Raw genomic sequence first — 15,391 nt, forward strand, 5'->3', positions numbered from 1 at the left:
ACACAGACCCTGACAGGGCGTGCCTGCCAGGGTCTGGTTGAGGTGCGCTTAGTTGCGCTCAGTGTGTGCCATTGCCAGCACGTCGAGGCGCTTATCCAGCTCCTCCTCGGTGAGCTTCTCACCGTCAACGAAGCCAAGGTCGATCGTGGCCTGGCGGATGGTGATGCCCTCGGCGACTGCGTGCTTAGCAATCTTCGCTGCGTTCTCGTAACCAATCGCAGAGTTCAGCGGGGTCACGATAGACGGGGAGGACTCAGCCAGGGTGCGCATGCGCTCGATGTTGGGCTCGATCCCGTCGACAAGCCTGGTCGCAAACTGGCGTGCCGTGTTCGCCAGCAGACGGGAGGACTCGAGGACGTTGCGCGCCATCATCGGGATGAACACGTTGAGCTCGAACTGGCCCTGGGTACCACCGAATGCCACAGCCGCGTCATTGCCAATGACCTGTGCGGAGACCTGCGTTGCTGTTTCACACAGAACCGGGTTGACCTTGCCCGGCATGATGGAGGAACCCGGCTGCAGGTCCGGCAGGTGAATCTCTGCCAGGCCAGCGAGTGGGCCGGAACCCATGAGGCGGATGTCGTTGGCGATCTTGTACAGGGAGACGGCAACGGTGCGCATCGCACCGGAGAACTCAACGAGGCCGTCGCGGTTAGCCTGTGCCTCGAAGTGGTTCTTTGCCTCGGACAGCTGCGTCACACCGGTGAGCTTCACCAGCTCCTCGGTCACCTTGCCACCGAACTCAGCCGGGGTGTTGATGCCGGTGCCCACTGCGGTACCGCCGATAGCGAGCTCGCCCAAGCGGTGCAGGGTTGCCTCCACACGCTCAATACCCAGCTCGATCTGACGGGCGTAACCGGAGAACTCCTGGCCCAGGGTGACCGGGGTTGCGTCCATGAGGTGAGTGCGGCCGGACTTGACCACCTCGTGCCACTCATCAGCCTTCTTAGCCAGGGACTCCTGCAGCACCTTCAGCGCAGGGATGAGGTCGTTCGCTGCAGCTTCCGTTGCTGCCACGTGGGTAGCAGTAGGGAAGGTGTCGTTGGAGGACTGGCCCATGTTCACATCGTCGTTCGGGTGAACCTCAACACCGTTAGCCTTCGCGATGGACGCGATGACCTCATTGGTGTTCATGTTGGAGGATGTGCCCGAGCCGGTCTGGAAAACGTCGATAGGAAATTCGGCGTTGTGCTTGCCATCGGCGATTTCCTTCGCAGCGGCGATGATCGCGTCAGCCTTGGTGGCGTCCAGCTTGCCCAAGTCCTTGTTCACCTGGGCACACGCTGCCTTGAGCAAGCCAAGTGCGCGGATCTGCTGTGCTTCGAGCCCACGGCCGGAGATGGGGAAGTTCTCCACCGCGCGCTGGGTCTGTGCACGCCACAGCGCGTTGACGGGGACCTTCACTTCACCCATGGTGTCGTGTTCAATGCGGTATTCCTGATCAGCCATTGTCATCCTTTGCGGTTAGAACGTTTCCCGGCGCGATTGCGCCAGCTGTCACACTCGCCATTATTCCTGATTTTTGAAAAACCTGGCTGACCTTCGGCCCGATAAAACCCCCAACCTTATTTAGACTGCTGTAGGCCCCCATACGGTTCCATTTTTTCTGAAACTGGGGGACTTCTCACAAACCCTTTACGCAGGGCTTTTGTCGCGGTTACGGTGGCTGGCATGAACTTACTTGCCCGTTTGACGCAGATTCCGCTGGAGGAGCTCCGCGATTTTGATCGCGCGCTGTTCCTCGCGGCGGGGTTGTCGCCTGCCCGCGTGGGGGAGTTGGCGTTGGTGCATTCTGCGTACTTCGGGCAGGGTGCATCGAAGCGGACGACGGCAGCCGCGCACGAGGCAGGACTGACGGTGGATCTGCTCGCCCAGATTGAGCGCTGCATCAGTCACGTCAAGCGCAAAGGGGAGCGGGATGGTTACCGTTTCCGCCTCATTCAGGTGGCGGTGGACAAAGCGTCGACGTGCGTGGCACTCGCACGGTACGCGAAGAAGATCGTGCCACAGAAGACCAAACCCAGGACGAAGAGCGCACGGTTTATTGCGCCGGTAGATGGGATCGGTGGCGTGGTCATCATGGGGGATGAGCACGTCATGGCGGACCTGGAGGCGTATACGCGTACAGGCATCAACCCAGATCTGCCCGCTGGCCCGCAGATAGCGGAGGCGTTTGAGAAACTCATGCGTTCGGGGGAGGGGGTTCCGGCCGCCGCGCCATGCCCGCTTATCTTGGTGCCGGCTCCTCACTTGTCGACGATCATCCGCGGCCACGGCGACGACATCATCCTCGGCCTGACCAACGGCACCACCATGACCGGTGCGGACTTTGTGAACAACTACCTCTGCAATGAGGAGTACGGCCTGGAAGCAGCGTTATTCCATCCGACAGAGGGCCCGGTGAATCATTACAGGGGGCGCAGATTAGCAAGCGCGAAGCAACGCGTCTTGGCGAAGGCGACGCAGCCGATCTGCACAAACCCGGACTGCCGGATGCCTGCCGATCACTGCGAAATCCATCACGTGGAACCCTGGCGCTACGGTGGCGAGACGAACATGAATAACCTCGCCGTCCTGTGTAGCTACCACAATCGGGTCAACGACGATGACCCGGAGAAACACGTGCATGGACGCGTCGCAATACGAAGAGGCAGACCCATCTGGGTCTCACCTACGGGGTATGCGCGAAGTAATAAGCGACATCCGTACGGGGCGATGGAGTCCTTATATCCCGAACTCGTACACACGTGAGCCCCTGCTAACACACATGGACCCGGTATGAACCGGGCCCATTGGCATGCCTGAAAACTGGTCATGCGGTAAAGCGGATTAAGCGGTCGGACCGGAGTAATCAATCACGGAGTACTCGCGCAGCTTGGACAGCTTGTGCAGGGACTCGATGTGACGGACAGTGCCGGACTTGGAGCGCATGACCAACGAACGGGTGGTGGCGCCGTCCGCGCGGTAGGACACGCCGCGGAGCATGTCGCCCTTGGTCACGCCGGTGGCGGCGAAGTAGCAGTTGTCGGAGCTGACCAAGTCGTTGATTCCCAGTACACGATCCAGGTCGTGGCCGGCGGCGAGAACCTTCTCACGCTCCTCGTCGGACTGTGGGGCGAGCATGCCCTGGATCTCACCCTCGATGCACTTCAGCGCGCAGGCGGTGATGACGCCTTCCGGGGTGCCACCGATGCCCATGGCCATGTCGATGGAGTTGTTGTTGCGCGCCGCAGCGATGGCACCAGCAACGTCGCCGTCCATGATGAAACGGACCTTGGCGCCAGCCGCACGGATCTCCTCGACGAGTTGGTTGTGGCGGGGGCGGTCGAGGACGACCACGGTGACGTCGCGAGGCTCAATGCCCTTCGCCTTCGCCACTACCTGGATGTTGTGTGCAACGGGTGCGGTGATGTCGATCTTGCCTGCTGCTTCCGGGCCGACGGCGATCTTGTTCATGTAGAACGCATCGGTCGGGTCGTACATCGTGCCGCGCTCCGCAGCCGCGATGACGGATATGGCGTTCGGGCGACCTTCTGCCATGAGGCGAGTGCCGTCAACCGGGTCGACCGCTAGGTCCATGGCTGGGCCGAGCCCGTTACCCACGTTCTCACCGTTGAACAGCATTGGCGCCTCGTCCTTTTCGCCTTCACCAATGATGATGACGCCGTCCATGTTCACGGAGTTGATCATTTGGCGCATGGCGTCCACAGCTGCTCCATCACCCTCATTCTTCTTGCCACGGCCAACCCACCGGCCGGAAGCCAAAGCTGCCGCCTCGGTGACGCGGACGAGCTCCATGGCGAGGTTGCGGTCCGGGGTTTCAGCGGTTGTAGACATCTGTTGTTGCCTCCTGGGGCATGGTTGATGGAGTTTATGAGCGGAAAGCCACGCGGACGCAGCTATTCTCCTCCCCATTGTGGCACTTTTAAGGGTCCGATATGTCCGGTTGCCCACCTAATCGGGGGAGTCCGTGGCCTATTGGGTGGCCCGTGACATACTGAAGCGCGTGGCTAAAGAGAAACCGCGCATTTTCCAAGACAGCCGTGACATCTCGATCAATGTCGTGGTCATTGTCGTCCTCATGCTGCTCGCTGTCGGCTTTACGGGGATGTGTTCTTTCAACCCCGGCCGCCCGGAGAACGGGCCGGTGCAGGAGGTGGATGGGCAAACCTTCCTGGGCATGGAGTCGCGCGCTGTCGATTTCGCTGTGCGGTACCCGGATTTGCCGGAGGGCTGGGTGAATAACTCTGCGCGCCGTACCACGCTGAACGGCACCCCCGCGCCCGTCATGGGGTGGGTCACCCCGCAGGAGGGCTTCCTCCAGGTCACGCAGACAGGGGTCGATGAAGACACTGCGATCAAGAAGATCGACGCGTCACCGCGCACCCTCACCAGCACTGAGGACGTCGCTGGGCACGAGGCGAAGATCTACACCTCCGACTACAGCGATGTGCGCGATGTGTGGTTCGTGGATCTAGGCGACGCTCGCCTCCTAGTCACCGGCGCCGCGGAAGCTCCCGAGTTCCGCGAGCTTATCGAAAGGTTCGCTGCTGCGGAGCCGCTAGCTAAGTAGCTTATCGACGCCGCCTACTCCCCAGCATCTTCTTCCTGGACGGCTGCCTCCTGCGCTTCCTCGGTAGCTCCTCCTTGCTCTTCCTTGGTAGCTCCTGTGGGACTGCCAAGTGCAGCTTCGACACGCTCCTGGGCGCCGTTGAGCAGGACTTCGCAGCGTTTGGCGAGGGCTTCGCCGCGTTCCCAGTACTTGAGGGATTCGTCGAGGCTCATTTGGCCGAGTTCGAGGATCTTCACGGTTTCGATGAGCTGGTCCCGCGCCTGCTCATAGCTGAGGGTTTCTGGGGCGGGAAAAGCGTTGTCGTTGGGGGTGCCTTGACCGAAGGTGTTCTCTGTCATGGTGTGTTCCTTCTCTATGTCTATTTTGCTGGCGTGGTGGACATACCGGCGGCGGTGATGGAGCCATCGCCGACGCGGATGCGCAGGGGTGAACCCGGTGGAGCTTGACTGATGCTGGTGACCACTTCCGGTTCAGACCCATCGCGAGGTTGGACCTGCACCACGGCATAGCCACGCGCCAGCGTCGCTGCCGGGCCGAGAGCGGAGACCTGGGAGCGCAAGGAGCGCACCTCGGCAGATTCTTGGGCAAGCAGTCGTGCAATATCACGCCGGATAGCGCCCACGGCGCGCTCCAACTCTTCCCGGCGCATGAGAATCGGTGTCAACGGATTCGCCATGACTGGCCGCGAACGCATTTGCTTAAGTCCCTGGCGTTCCCGGTGGACCCAGGCGCGGAGGGCGGAGGCGGTGCGGGAACGGGCTTCGTCGATAAGCGAAAATTCTGCGGCGACATCAGGTACAACGCGCTTGGCTGCATCGGTGGGGGTGGCAGCGCGCAGATCCGCGACGTTGTCCAGCACGGGGTTATCCGGCTCGTGCCCGATCGCGGACACGACCGGGGTGCGGGCGGCAGCGACGGCGCGCTGGAGAGCTTCCTCGGAGAACGGCAGCAGGTCCTCCACCGAACCGCCGCCGCGGGCAATGATGATCACGTCCACGGTGGGATCCGCATCCAACTCCTGCAGCGCAGCAATGACCTCCGGCACCGTGCCTGGGCCCTGCACCGCGGTATTGATCACGCGGAAATCTACCGCCGACCAGCGATCCTGCGCCACAGACAGCACATCGCGCTCTGCTGCCGAACCGCGTCCGGTGATGAGCCCCACCCGACGCGGCAGATAGGGAAGTGGCAGCTTGCGCGCCGGGTCAAACAAGCCCTCGCTGTTGAGTAGCGCGCGCAGGCGCTCAATTTTGGCCAGCAGCTCGCCCTCGCCGACGTGGCGGATCTCCGTGACCCACATGGAAAACGTGCCCCGCCCGGCGTAGAACGCGGGCTTGCCACACACGACCACCCGGTCGCCGTCCTTGAGTGGCGCCGGCATGGAGCGCAGTAGATCCGTGCGCGCGGTGAGCTGCAGACTCATCTCTTGCTGGGTGTCGCGCAACGTCAGATAGGACAGCTTCCACGTCGGCTTCATATTCACCTGTGTGAGCTGACCCTCGATCCACAACCAGCCAAGGCGTTCAATCCACTTCTTGACACTGTCGTTGACCTGGGCCACAGACCACGGAGTCTCCGGTGAGTTCTTCGGCGGTTGTCCCGTCACTGTGCTTACGCCCCCTTCTATCTGCTGTATCGACGCTCGTGCGGGCCAGCTTACCTTTCCCACGCTGATCCATTACCCTGGGGAACCATGTCAAGCACCGGAAAGAACGTCCTTCTAGCCGCCCCCCGCGGGTACTGCGCGGGTGTGGACCGTGCAGTGGAGACGGTAGAAAAGGCGCTGGAGAAGTACGGCGCACCCATTTATGTCCGCAAGGAAATCGTCCACAACAAGTACGTGGTGGAAACGCTGTCCCAGCGCGGAGTGATCTTCGTGGAGGAAACCGATGAGGTGCCGGAGGGCTCCCACGTGGTCTTCTCCGCCCACGGCGTCTCGCCGGCGGTGCGTGAGTCGGCGGAGCGCCGTAACCTGCTTGCTCTCGACGCGTCCTGCCCGCTGGTGACCAAGGTCCACAACGAGGTCAAGCGTTTCGCCCGCGATGGTTACCAGATCCTCCTGGTCGGCCACGAAGGCCACGAAGAGGTCGAAGGTACCGCCGGTGAGGCCCCGGATGTCGTGCACCTTGTTGACGGGATTGAGGGCGTGGAAAAGGCGCCCGATTTCCCGGCGGATCAGAAGCTCGTGTGGCTCTCCCAGACCACGCTGTCGGTGGACGAGACGATGGAGATCGTTGAACGCCTGCGCGAGAAGTACCCGAATCTGGAGAACCCACCGAGCGATGACATTTGCTACGCCACCCAGAACCGTCAGGTCGCGGTGAAAGCGATTGCGCAGCGCTGTGACCTCATGATCGTGGTGGGCTCCCAGAATTCGTCGAACTCCAAGCGCCTGGTTGAGGTTGCTCTGCAGAACGGCACGCAGGACGCTCACTTGGTGGATTACGCACACCAGATTGAGGACGCATGGCTTGACGGTGTCACGACCGTCGGTGTGACCTCAGGCGCATCCGTACCGGAGATTCTGGTGCGTGAGGTGATTGATCACCTCGCGGAGCACGGTTTCGATAACGTCGAGGAAGTCACCACCACGACAGAAACCATCACCTTCGCGTTGCCGCGTGATCTGCGCGTACCGCGCCGCAAGCAGGCCTAGACCAGGGGCTAGTCGCCGTACAGGTCGTCGCTGAGCCTGCGGCGCACGTTGCTTGTCGACGTACCTTTGGACGCATCCCGTTCCCGCCTCCTCCGAGCCAGCAACTCATCAACGGTGACCTTGTTGCCGTTGCGGTTGCGGTTCCGGCTCCGGCGGCCACGTTCGCGGCGCTGTGAGGCAGGGATGGACGTGCTTTGCGCGAACCTCTGCCGCGGTTTCTGCTTACCAGCGGGCTGGGCAGGGCGTTGTGTAGTGCGCTCGGGTGCTTGAACTCGGGGTTGCTCGGCTGTGCGCTCAATGGTTCGTTCAGCGGTGCGTTCAGGCAGGTGCCGTGAACGGGATGCTTCGCGCACGGAGCGTCGGTTAGCTTCGTTGGTGCGCCGGCGTTGGCGGAGTTCGTGGCGGCGGATGTCGTCGTTAAGCCGTTTGAGCAGTTGGTAGCGCACGACGGTGATGAGCAGCGCCCCCAGCGTCACCATGGCCAGTACCGGGAAGAACTGCACCAGCGGGTAGAGGATCACCAAGACTGATGTGCGACCGAGTGATGTTTGGCCTTCAGGCAGTGAGAAGTATGCGTTCAGTGTGCCGGTGAGTAGCAGGAAAAACGTGAACAGCAGTGGGATGGATACCACGGTGATGAAAAGGCCACGGGGGCTCACAAACGTTGCCACGATCACGGACGCCAGTGCGAAGATAGCTAGGAAAGGCCAGCCGATCATCTGTGTGTACAGCGAGATCAGACCGCCGGTGACCAACGCTGCGATGAGGATGCCCAGTCCCGAGCCCAGGGAGAAACCGGACATCGTGCTGTCCTGGGCGAGCGAAGTTCGTGGAGAGGCATGAGACACGGTGCATCATGTTACCTCGGAGGCTCTTCCGTTTTGTGGATCACGCGCGCCCGGGCGGAGACAGATTGAAGTTTCTGTGGGGGCAGAGAGGATTTGGCGGGCAGATCGAGATCGCGAAGACGGCGGGCGGTGACCATGACGCGGGAATCCATGGAGCCGAGCGTGGCGTTGAAAGCGTCCACCGCTTTGTCGAGGGATGCCCCGACGCGGTTGTAGTGCTCCGCCATTTTGCCCAGTCGCGCGTACAACTCAGCGCCGAGGCGTTGCACTTCGACGGCTTTATCTGACATGTCTTCCTGCTGCCAGCCCAAAGCGACTGTCTTGAGCAGTGCAAAGAGAGTGGCGGGGGTGGCGAGGACGATGTTTTTCGCAAATGCATGATCAAGCAGCTGCGGTTCTTGCTCCAATGCTGCATCGAGGAAGGGATCCGAGGGGATGAACAGCACGATGAATTCCGGCGTGGGCTGGAATGCAGACACATAGCTTTTGCTAGACAGCGTGTCTACGTGCGAGCGCAGCAGATGACAGTGGCGGCGCAGATAACCGGCTTTTTCTTCTGGGTCGTTCGTGGCAAGTGCATCAAGGTACGCAGAGAACGGCACCTTTGCATCCACGATGATGTTGCGGCCCCCACTGAGCCGAATAACCATGTCGGGGCGCAGTGTGTGACCGTCGACGTGGGCGGTTGCCTGGACATCAAAATCGCAATACTTCTTCATGCCACCAAGTTCCACGACGCGTTCCAGCTGCATCTCACCCCACCTGCCGCGCACGTTGGGGGAGCGCAGTGCCGAAACGAGCTGATCTGTGCGATCACCCAAGCGTGTCGACGCCCTCGTCACCGCCTGCACCTGCGCCACCAACGTTGATTGGGTGACAACGCTCTCTTCATTTAAGTCTCGGACCTGCGAGGAAAGCTTCTCTACCGAAGAGCGCAGGATCTCCAGTTCTTTGCCTTGGCGTGCCGCGTATTCCGGGGTGGGGGCGGGCTGAAGCTGTGGCGGATCAGAACGCTGGTTGCGCAGGGCATAGACGGCAGCGCCCACGACCGCGCCGAGGAGAAGTCCCAGGACGAAGGCAAGCATCAACGGTGCCATATTCACCGTCGGGGTGGCAGGGGCAGCTACATACGCGAAAGACATAGCACCCACCGTTCCACACGCGGGGGACACGCCAGGCGTACCACGGCACAGTTAGTCGAACATTTATTCGTCAATGTTTGGCTGTGGTTCTGTGCGATCCCTGCGTGGCAGGCGTTGCACGAGCCGCTCGATGCGGTTATTCCTCGCGCCGGATACCCCCTGGTCTTTGTTGTCTTTGTTGTCTTTGTTTCGGCGCAATGGCAGTTTGTCGAAGGGGAGGCGGAGGGAGGTGGGGGCAGGGGAGTCGTCGAGAAGCTTGTCGGTGATATGTGGGGCGGCCCATCCGCTCTGTGTGGACAGGTCCTCGCGCGCTTTCGCGCTTTCGAGTTCTTCGGCTTCGGCGAGGGCGCGGCCAACATCCGTGGAGAAGCGGAGGTCGTCCGCACGAACTTCTCCGGCGTGAATGCGCAGCATGTCTTGGATGTAACGGAAAACCACCGCGACCGTGGCTGCGACGGGCACTGCGAGAAACGCGCCCATGAGCCCGAAGAGGCCACCGCCTACTGTGACGGAGACCAGCACGATGACCGGGTGTAGGTTCATCGCGCGCGACTGCAGGAGCGGGGAGAGCACGTTGCCCTCTAGCTGCTGCACCGCGATGACGATGCCTAGGACGATGAGAGCTTGGGTGAACCCGAGCGAGACCAGTGCGATGAGCACCGCCAACGCCCCAGCCACAATCGCGCCGACCAGCGGGATGAAGCCCGCCATGAACGTGATCACCGCCAGCGTAAACGCGAGTGGAACACCGACGAGGTAGATACCAATACCGATGAACAGCGCATCAATGAAAGACACAACCGCCTGCGCGCGAATGTAGCCGCTGAGCGTGTCCCAGGAGCGGGTGAGCAGCTCCGTTGCGTGCAGGCCCGCGCGACCACCGGTGGCATCCCGCAGCCAGGGGAGGAACTTCGGCCCGTCTTTGAGGAAGAAGAAGGTGAGCACGAGGACGACCACGAACGTGACTGCCATGGACGTGGCCGTGCCAATCCCAGAAAAGATTCCGCCCGCGATCGCGCCAGCACGATCCTGCAGCCACGATGCGGCTTCCTGGAATGCGGCGTCGAGTTTCTCGCCGTCGATGGAAAACGGCAATGTGTCTTGGTTCTGGAGCCACAGCTGTAGGTTTTGAATACCTTGTGCGGCCTGACTGACCAGCACGCGGGAGTTGCGCATGATGTCCGGCAGAATGATGGACACGAAGAACAGCAGCACCGCCACGGCCAGCAACATGGAGACCAGGGCGGATACGCCGGCGGGCAAACCATGCTTGCGCATGAATGTCGTCGGGGGTGCGAGCACCGTGCAGACGATGAGAGCGAGCACGACGGGCAGCACACCGGCCCAGAATTTGCCCAGCAGGTAGGCGAGTGCGCCGAGCAGAACAACGATAGCCAGCATGCGCAGTGAAAACAGCGCGGTCGAGCGCACCCAGGAGTTCAGCACAACGGAACGGTCGACGCGGTTGTCGTATCCGGTCTTTGTAACCTTGTCAGTCGGTGCCTCGGGCGACTCGTGGGTGGTGTCGCTGTTTTTCGTTGAACTCACGCGCCCTATTGTGCCCCAGCATTCGCTTTTCGACGATCTCTTGCCCACACCTACCCACCCCACCCCCCCAACACGTGCTACTTTTTCTGGAAACATTTAGCCCCCGCTACGTGAAAGGCCCCTTCCCGTGTCTGCATCCCGTCCTCTTTTTAAATCTGGCGTTGCCGCAGCGGTAGCGCTTGGTATGTCGCTTGCGGCTGTGCCCGCTGCGCCCGCCTTTGCCCAGATTGGCGCGAAGAATCCCATCACCGTGAGCCACATTGGTGTGGGGGCCACGGCGACGGAGATGAGTTTCTCCTGGCGTACCACGTATCGCGGTGAGGAATACGTGAAGTTTCATCCGCGTGGTGGGGTGAAGGAGGAGCGCCGCGAAGCAGCGCAGGAAGCGGATTTCGGCGCTATCGCGTACCGCACTAACCACGCTACGATCACGGGCCTGAAGCCGGACACCGAGTACACCTACCAGATCGGTTCGAATGAGGGTGGCTGGAGCGAGCCGGCGTCCTTCCGCACGCAGGGTGCGGGCAGCTCCTGGAAATTCGTGGCGCTCTCTGATGCGGAGCTTGGTGTGGGTCTGCGCGTTAAAGAGCAGGCAGAAGCGTGGCGCACCGCGGTGAAGCAGGCCACGGCGAAGGCCCCGGATGCGCAGTTCATCCTCCATGCAGGCGATCAGATTGCTGCTGGCGGTGATCCGATCTCCCGCTGGGCGGCATTCTTCTCGCCGGAGCAGCTGCGTTCCTACCCGCTGGCCCTGGCGAAGGGTGAGCAGGAGAGCCGGCTCACGGTGGAGCGCCACTTCAAGGAGCACGTGAACTTCCCCAACCAGGAAGACGGCTCGGCGAACTACTACTTTGAGCGCAACAACGCGCTGTTCATCGTGCTGGACAGCACGCAGAATGACGCGGCGGCGATTGCGCGCCACGCTAGGTTTGTGCGCCAGACCGCGGCGGCACATGGCGCGGGCAAGGATTGGATCATCGCGGTTATGCACCACTCGCCGTACACCCACGGTGAGTTTGGCATCAAGAGCCCTGAGGCGAAGCGCCTGCGCGAGGGCCTTGCCCCCGCATTCAGCGAGGCCGGCGTCAACCTGGTTATGGGTGGCCACGAGCACATGTACAACCGTTCCCGCCTGATGAACGGCACTGAGCCAGTGGGCACGGACACGCCGGCCAAGTCCGGCGACGTACTGCGCCCGAAGGATGGTGAGGTGCTCTACCTGACCACCACCACGGCTGGCGGCGGTAGGTACGGCGACGTCTACGAGACCTCCGGCGCCAAGCGCACGGACATCACCGACAGCTCCCAGATGGAGGGCTCGGAGTTTGCCAACCCGGCCATCGGCGTGTGGCAGCAGGATCGCACGCCGGACTACACGGTGGTTGACGTGAAGAAGAACACGCTCACTGTCCGCACGTTCAACGTCGCAGACGATTCGCTTGTCGACGAATTCACCCTCGACCGTTCCACCACCAACCCCAACGTCCCGGACGCGACTCCGGGGGAGGGCTCCTCGGCTGAAGGTTCGTCGGGCGAAGGCTCGTCGGCAGGCAAAATCGTCGGCATTGTGATTGGCGTGCTCGCTGGGCTGCTCGGCATCCTGGCGCTGCTGTCCCCGCTGCTGCGTGATCTGGCAGAGCGCAACGGCATCCGCCTCTAAGCTGCGCGGGCCCGTGGGCTATCATGGGCCCTCGTGAGCCTTACTCTTGGAATTGTCGGTCTGCCCAACGTGGGCAAGTCCACCCTGTTCAACGCCCTGACCCGTAACGATGTTCTGGCGGCGAATTACCCGTTTGCCACCATCGAGCCGAACGTTGGCCTCGTGCCGCTGCCGGATGCGCGTCTGAACCGCTTGGCTGAGATCTTCGGGTCGGCGGAGATCCTGCCGGCGACGGTGTCCTTCGTGGACATCGCCGGCATTGTCAAGGGCGCGTCTGAGGGCGAAGGCATGGGCAACGCGTTTCTGGCCAACATCCGTGAGGCCGACGCGATCTGCCAGGTCGTGCGCGCATTCTCCGATGACAACGTCATCCACGTTGATGGCCGCGTCGACCCTGCAAACGACATCTCGGTGATCAACACCGAACTCATCCTCGCGGACCTGCAGACCATTGAGAAGGCCCTGCCGCGCCTAGAGAAGGAAGCGCGCAAGGACAAGGACATCGCCGTGCAGGTGGAGGAAGCGAAGAAGGCACAAGCCATCCTCGAGTCCGACCGCACCCTGTTCGCCGCTGCGAAGGCTGGCGAGATCGACCTCTCGCTCGTCCGCGACCTGCACCTCATGACGGCCAAGCCGTTCCTCTACGTCTTCAACTCCGACGAGGGCGTGCTCACCGACGACGTCAAGAAGGCTGAGCTGCGCGAACTCGTTGCGCCTGCCGAAGCCGTCTTCCTCGACGCTCAGACGGAAACCGAGCTGCTCGAGCTTGACGACGAAGACGCTGCCGAACTCCTCGCCTCCGTCGGCCAAGACGAACCCGGCCTGGAAACCCTCGCCCGCGCTGGTTTTGAGACCCTCGGCCTGCAGACTTACCTCACCGCCGGCCCGAAGGAAGCCCGCGCCTGGACCATCCACAAGGGCGACACCGCCCCCAAGGCAGCCGGCGTGATCCACACCGACTTTGAAAAGGGCTTCATCAAGGCCGAAATCGTCGCCTTCGAGGACCTGGACCAGCTTGGCTCCATGGCTGAAGCCCGCGCCGCCGGCAAGGTCCGGCAGGAGGGCAAGGACTACGTTATGGCTGATGGGGACGTCGTGGAGTTTCGTTTCAATGTAACCTGAGGCGCGCTAGTGTTAGCGGCATGACAACACGTGCTGCTATTTACCTCCGTATCTCGCTCGATGCTGCCATGGACGGCCTCGCCATCGACCGGCAGCGCCAGGACTGCGAAGCCCTTGCCGAGCAACGCGGCTGGGACGTCGTGCATACCTACGTCGATCAGTCGATCTCCGCGTCGAAGAAGGACGTGGACCGCCCCGACTACGACGCGATGGTGGCGTCCTTTGAGCGCGGCGAGATCGACGCGATCATTTGCTGGGACCTCGACCGCCTCACACGGCAGCCCTGGCAGCTCGAAGAGTGGATCGACAGGGCAGAGGAGCAGGGGCTGAAACTCGTCACTGCGAACGGTGATGCTGACCTTGCCACCGACGGCGGCAGAATGTACGCGCGCATCAAAGCAGCCGTGGCACGCGGCGAGATCGAGCGAAAGAGCATGCGCCAGTCTCGTGCGCAACAGCAACGCGCCGAGCAGGGCCGCTGGTACTCCGGCGGTGTGCGCCCTATCGGCTACACCTCCACCGGCGAGATCATTCCATCCGAAGCCGCCGCCGTGCTCGGTATGTTCCGCGCTGTCGAGAGGGGCAACTCCATGCGCGACATTGCGCGCGCCTTATCTGGGGTCGATCAACCGGGCTTGCCGGATATCCCGACCACGCCGCGCCATATGTACACCGTGGTCACAGAGCGCAACGCTCGACGCCGCGCTGAAGGCCAGGAAGAAAAGCCGGTTCCCGACGCGCAGCCGTGGGCCTACACGTCGTTGCACTCGATCCTGCGCAACCCCGTGTATGCGGGTTACTCCACTTATAAGAAGGCCAAGCGCAAAGGCGTGTAGAACAAATACCGCCGTGTCACGCATATCGTCCGCGACCCCGATACCGGCGAGCCGGTGAAAGGGCAGTGGGAGCCGATCGTCACACCAGATCTGTGGTGGCGTGTGCAAAACGTGCTCGATGATCCCGACCGGCTGACAAACAAGGAGCGCCGGAACACTTGCCGCCATCTTGGCTCGGGCCTGTATGTCTGCGACGAGTGCGGCAACCCCGTGCACACGCATGCCGACCGCTACCGCTGCGCGGCCTGTGGCTTAGTGCGCACTCACAGCGTCGATGATTTTGTGCTCGCCGTGATCCGCGCCCGCCTTGGCCGTGACGATCTAGCAGACCTGTTGCCAACTGCGGATGACGACGAGGTCGACGCCATCGACGACGAACTCGCTGAGCTTCGCGCAAAGCTCGCCCGCGTCCAGGCTGACTACGACGAGGAGCTTATCGAGGCCCGTGACCTCAAGCGCGCGCGAAACCGTTATGAGCCGCAGATCGAGAAACTCGAAACGCGCCGTGCCCGCCTTGCTGGCGCATCGGCGCTGCTCGACACAACCGGCTACGCCTCGCCCGTGGACGCCTTCGACAACGCAGAGCTTGCCGTGCAGCGTCGAGTCATCAACACCCTGTGCCAGGTGCGCCTGCGCCGTGGCGTGCGCGGCACCAAGACCTTTAACCCTGAATCGGTGCAGATCGTGTGGAACTAGGTTGCAGTGTGTGACACGTCAACAATCGCGCGCATGCGCTGCGGCGCGCAAAGCTCTTACGAAGGAACGCCACGGGAGCCGGCAGTTCGGGGGAGATCTGCCTTCGTGTATCGGGGGCGACACTGCTCAACCGTGGCGTTCGCAGGAAGTATGACACGGCTCTTGTTACCCCAGAGGTCGTTGGTTCGAATCCAGCCCCCGCTACTAAGATAAGGCCCCTACCAGTGGAAACGTGAACTGGCCCCCGAAAGTTGGACTGGTTTAATTCTAGGCGGTTAGGGCTTCAAGGGTCTGATTTCGATATTGCATC

At 62.0% G+C, this 15,391-nt stretch carries 14 protein-coding genes; 7 read left to right on the forward strand and 7 right to left on the reverse strand.

Features of this window, described 5'->3' with window-relative positions; translation table 11 throughout:
* Window positions 1–48 precede the first annotated feature (48 nt).
* Window positions 49–1,449, reverse strand: coding sequence for a class II fumarate hydratase (locus QP994_RS05020; RefSeq protein ID WP_284865595.1), 1,401 nt, complete (start codon window positions 1,447–1,449; stop codon window positions 49–51).
* 222 nt (window positions 1,450–1,671) lie between these two features.
* On the opposite strand from QP994_RS05020, the gene QP994_RS05025 reads away from it, so the two are divergent.
* Window positions 1,672–2,751 (forward strand): HNH endonuclease signature motif containing protein, encoded by a 1,080-nt coding sequence (locus QP994_RS05025; protein WP_284865596.1) that lies wholly within the window; start codon window positions 1,672–1,674, stop codon window positions 2,749–2,751.
* A gap of 78 nt (window positions 2,752–2,829) precedes the next feature.
* Here the strand turns inward: QP994_RS05025 and glpX are convergent, their stop codons facing one another.
* Entirely contained in the window at window positions 2,830–3,837 is a 1,008-nt protein-coding gene (gene glpX / locus QP994_RS05030) for a class II fructose-bisphosphatase (RefSeq protein ID WP_284855415.1), read from the reverse strand.
* A gap of 169 nt (window positions 3,838–4,006) precedes the next feature.
* On the opposite strand from glpX, the gene QP994_RS05035 reads away from it, so the two are divergent.
* Window positions 4,007–4,573: a DUF4245 domain-containing protein gene (locus QP994_RS05035; RefSeq protein WP_284855416.1), complete on the forward strand. Its 567-nt coding sequence runs from the start codon at window positions 4,007–4,009 to the stop codon at window positions 4,571–4,573.
* A 14-nt stretch (window positions 4,574–4,587) separates the two neighbouring features.
* Here QP994_RS05035 and QP994_RS05040 read toward each other — a convergent pair whose 3' ends face one another.
* Together QP994_RS05040 and xseA are read right to left on the reverse strand one after the other, a co-directional pair.
* Window positions 4,588–4,911, reverse strand: a complete 324-nt coding sequence (locus QP994_RS05040; RefSeq protein ID WP_284855417.1) for an exodeoxyribonuclease VII small subunit — start codon at window positions 4,909–4,911, stop codon at window positions 4,588–4,590.
* 20 nt (window positions 4,912–4,931) lie between these two features.
* Window positions 4,932–6,179 carry an exodeoxyribonuclease VII large subunit gene (gene xseA / locus QP994_RS05045; RefSeq protein ID WP_284855418.1) on the reverse strand — a complete coding sequence of 416 codons (1,248 nt, stop codon included), beginning with the start codon at window positions 6,177–6,179 and terminating at the stop codon, window positions 4,932–4,934.
* Between the two features lie 87 nt (window positions 6,180–6,266).
* On the opposite strand from xseA, the gene QP994_RS05050 reads away from it, so the two are divergent.
* Window positions 6,267–7,229, forward strand: coding sequence for a 4-hydroxy-3-methylbut-2-enyl diphosphate reductase (locus QP994_RS05050; RefSeq protein WP_284865597.1), 963 nt, complete (start codon window positions 6,267–6,269; stop codon window positions 7,227–7,229).
* A gap of 8 nt (window positions 7,230–7,237) precedes the next feature.
* On the opposite strand, the gene QP994_RS05055 is transcribed toward QP994_RS05050, so the two are convergent.
* From QP994_RS05055 to QP994_RS05065, 3 genes are all read right to left on the reverse strand, one after another.
* Window positions 7,238–8,032, reverse strand: coding sequence for a DUF6542 domain-containing protein (locus tag QP994_RS05055; RefSeq protein WP_284855420.1), 795 nt, complete (start codon window positions 8,030–8,032; stop codon window positions 7,238–7,240).
* 56 nt (window positions 8,033–8,088) lie between these two features.
* A complete protein-coding gene (gene rmuC / locus QP994_RS05060; RefSeq protein ID WP_284865598.1) occupies window positions 8,089–9,219 on the reverse strand; it encodes a DNA recombination protein RmuC in 1,131 nt (376 codons plus the stop codon).
* Between the two features lie 63 nt (window positions 9,220–9,282).
* Window positions 9,283–10,767, reverse strand: coding sequence for an AI-2E family transporter (locus QP994_RS05065; protein ID WP_502870010.1), 1,485 nt, complete (start codon window positions 10,765–10,767; stop codon window positions 9,283–9,285).
* Window positions 10,768–10,894: 127 nt separating this feature from the next.
* Here QP994_RS05065 and QP994_RS05070 point away from each other — a divergent pair, with 127 nt between their 5' ends.
* From QP994_RS05070 to QP994_RS05085, 4 genes are read left to right on the forward strand one after another with little or no spacing between them, the layout of a single operon-like run.
* Window positions 10,895–12,427 carry a purple acid phosphatase family protein gene (locus tag QP994_RS05070; RefSeq protein ID WP_284865599.1) on the forward strand — a complete coding sequence of 511 codons (1,533 nt, stop codon included), beginning with the start codon at window positions 10,895–10,897 and terminating at the stop codon, window positions 12,425–12,427.
* A 33-nt stretch (window positions 12,428–12,460) separates the two neighbouring features.
* Window positions 12,461–13,549, forward strand: a complete 1,089-nt coding sequence (gene ychF, locus QP994_RS05075; protein ID WP_284865600.1) for a redox-regulated ATPase YchF — start codon at window positions 12,461–12,463, stop codon at window positions 13,547–13,549.
* Window positions 13,550–13,569: 20 nt separating this feature from the next.
* Window positions 13,570–14,385, forward strand: coding sequence for a recombinase family protein (locus QP994_RS05080; RefSeq protein WP_284865601.1), 816 nt, complete (start codon window positions 13,570–13,572; stop codon window positions 14,383–14,385).
* Between the two features lie 54 nt (window positions 14,386–14,439).
* A complete protein-coding gene (locus QP994_RS05085; RefSeq protein ID WP_284865602.1) occupies window positions 14,440–15,081 on the forward strand; it encodes a hypothetical protein in 642 nt (213 codons plus the stop codon).
* The last annotated feature ends 310 nt before the right edge of the window (window positions 15,082–15,391 follow it).

This window comes from Corynebacterium sp. MSK044 (genome assembly GCF_030232825.1).
Classification (GTDB): domain Bacteria; phylum Actinomycetota; class Actinomycetes; order Mycobacteriales; family Mycobacteriaceae; genus Corynebacterium.

Excerpts from the sequence above, each read along its gene's own strand:
- rmuC (WP_284865598.1), bottom strand. The coding sequence starts at position 9,219 with ATGTCTTTCGCGTATGTAGCTGCCCCTGCCACCCCGACGGTGAATATG.
- QP994_RS05080 (WP_284865601.1), top strand. The coding sequence starts at position 13,570 with ATGACAACACGTGCTGCTATTTACCTCCGTATCTCGCTCGATGCTGCC.
- QP994_RS05020 (WP_284865595.1), bottom strand. The coding sequence starts at position 1,449 with ATGGCTGATCAGGAATACCGCATTGAACACGACACCATGGGTGAAGTG.
- QP994_RS05055 (WP_284855420.1), bottom strand. The coding sequence starts at position 8,032 with ATGTCCGGTTTCTCCCTGGGCTCGGGACTGGGCATCCTCATCGCAGCG.
- QP994_RS05040 (WP_284855417.1), bottom strand. The coding sequence starts at position 4,911 with ATGACAGAGAACACCTTCGGTCAAGGCACCCCCAACGACAACGCTTTT.
- glpX (WP_284855415.1), bottom strand. The coding sequence starts at position 3,837 with ATGTCTACAACCGCTGAAACCCCGGACCGCAACCTCGCCATGGAGCTC.
- QP994_RS05050 (WP_284865597.1), top strand. The coding sequence starts at position 6,267 with ATGTCAAGCACCGGAAAGAACGTCCTTCTAGCCGCCCCCCGCGGGTAC.
- QP994_RS05025 (WP_284865596.1), top strand. The coding sequence starts at position 1,672 with ATGAACTTACTTGCCCGTTTGACGCAGATTCCGCTGGAGGAGCTCCGC.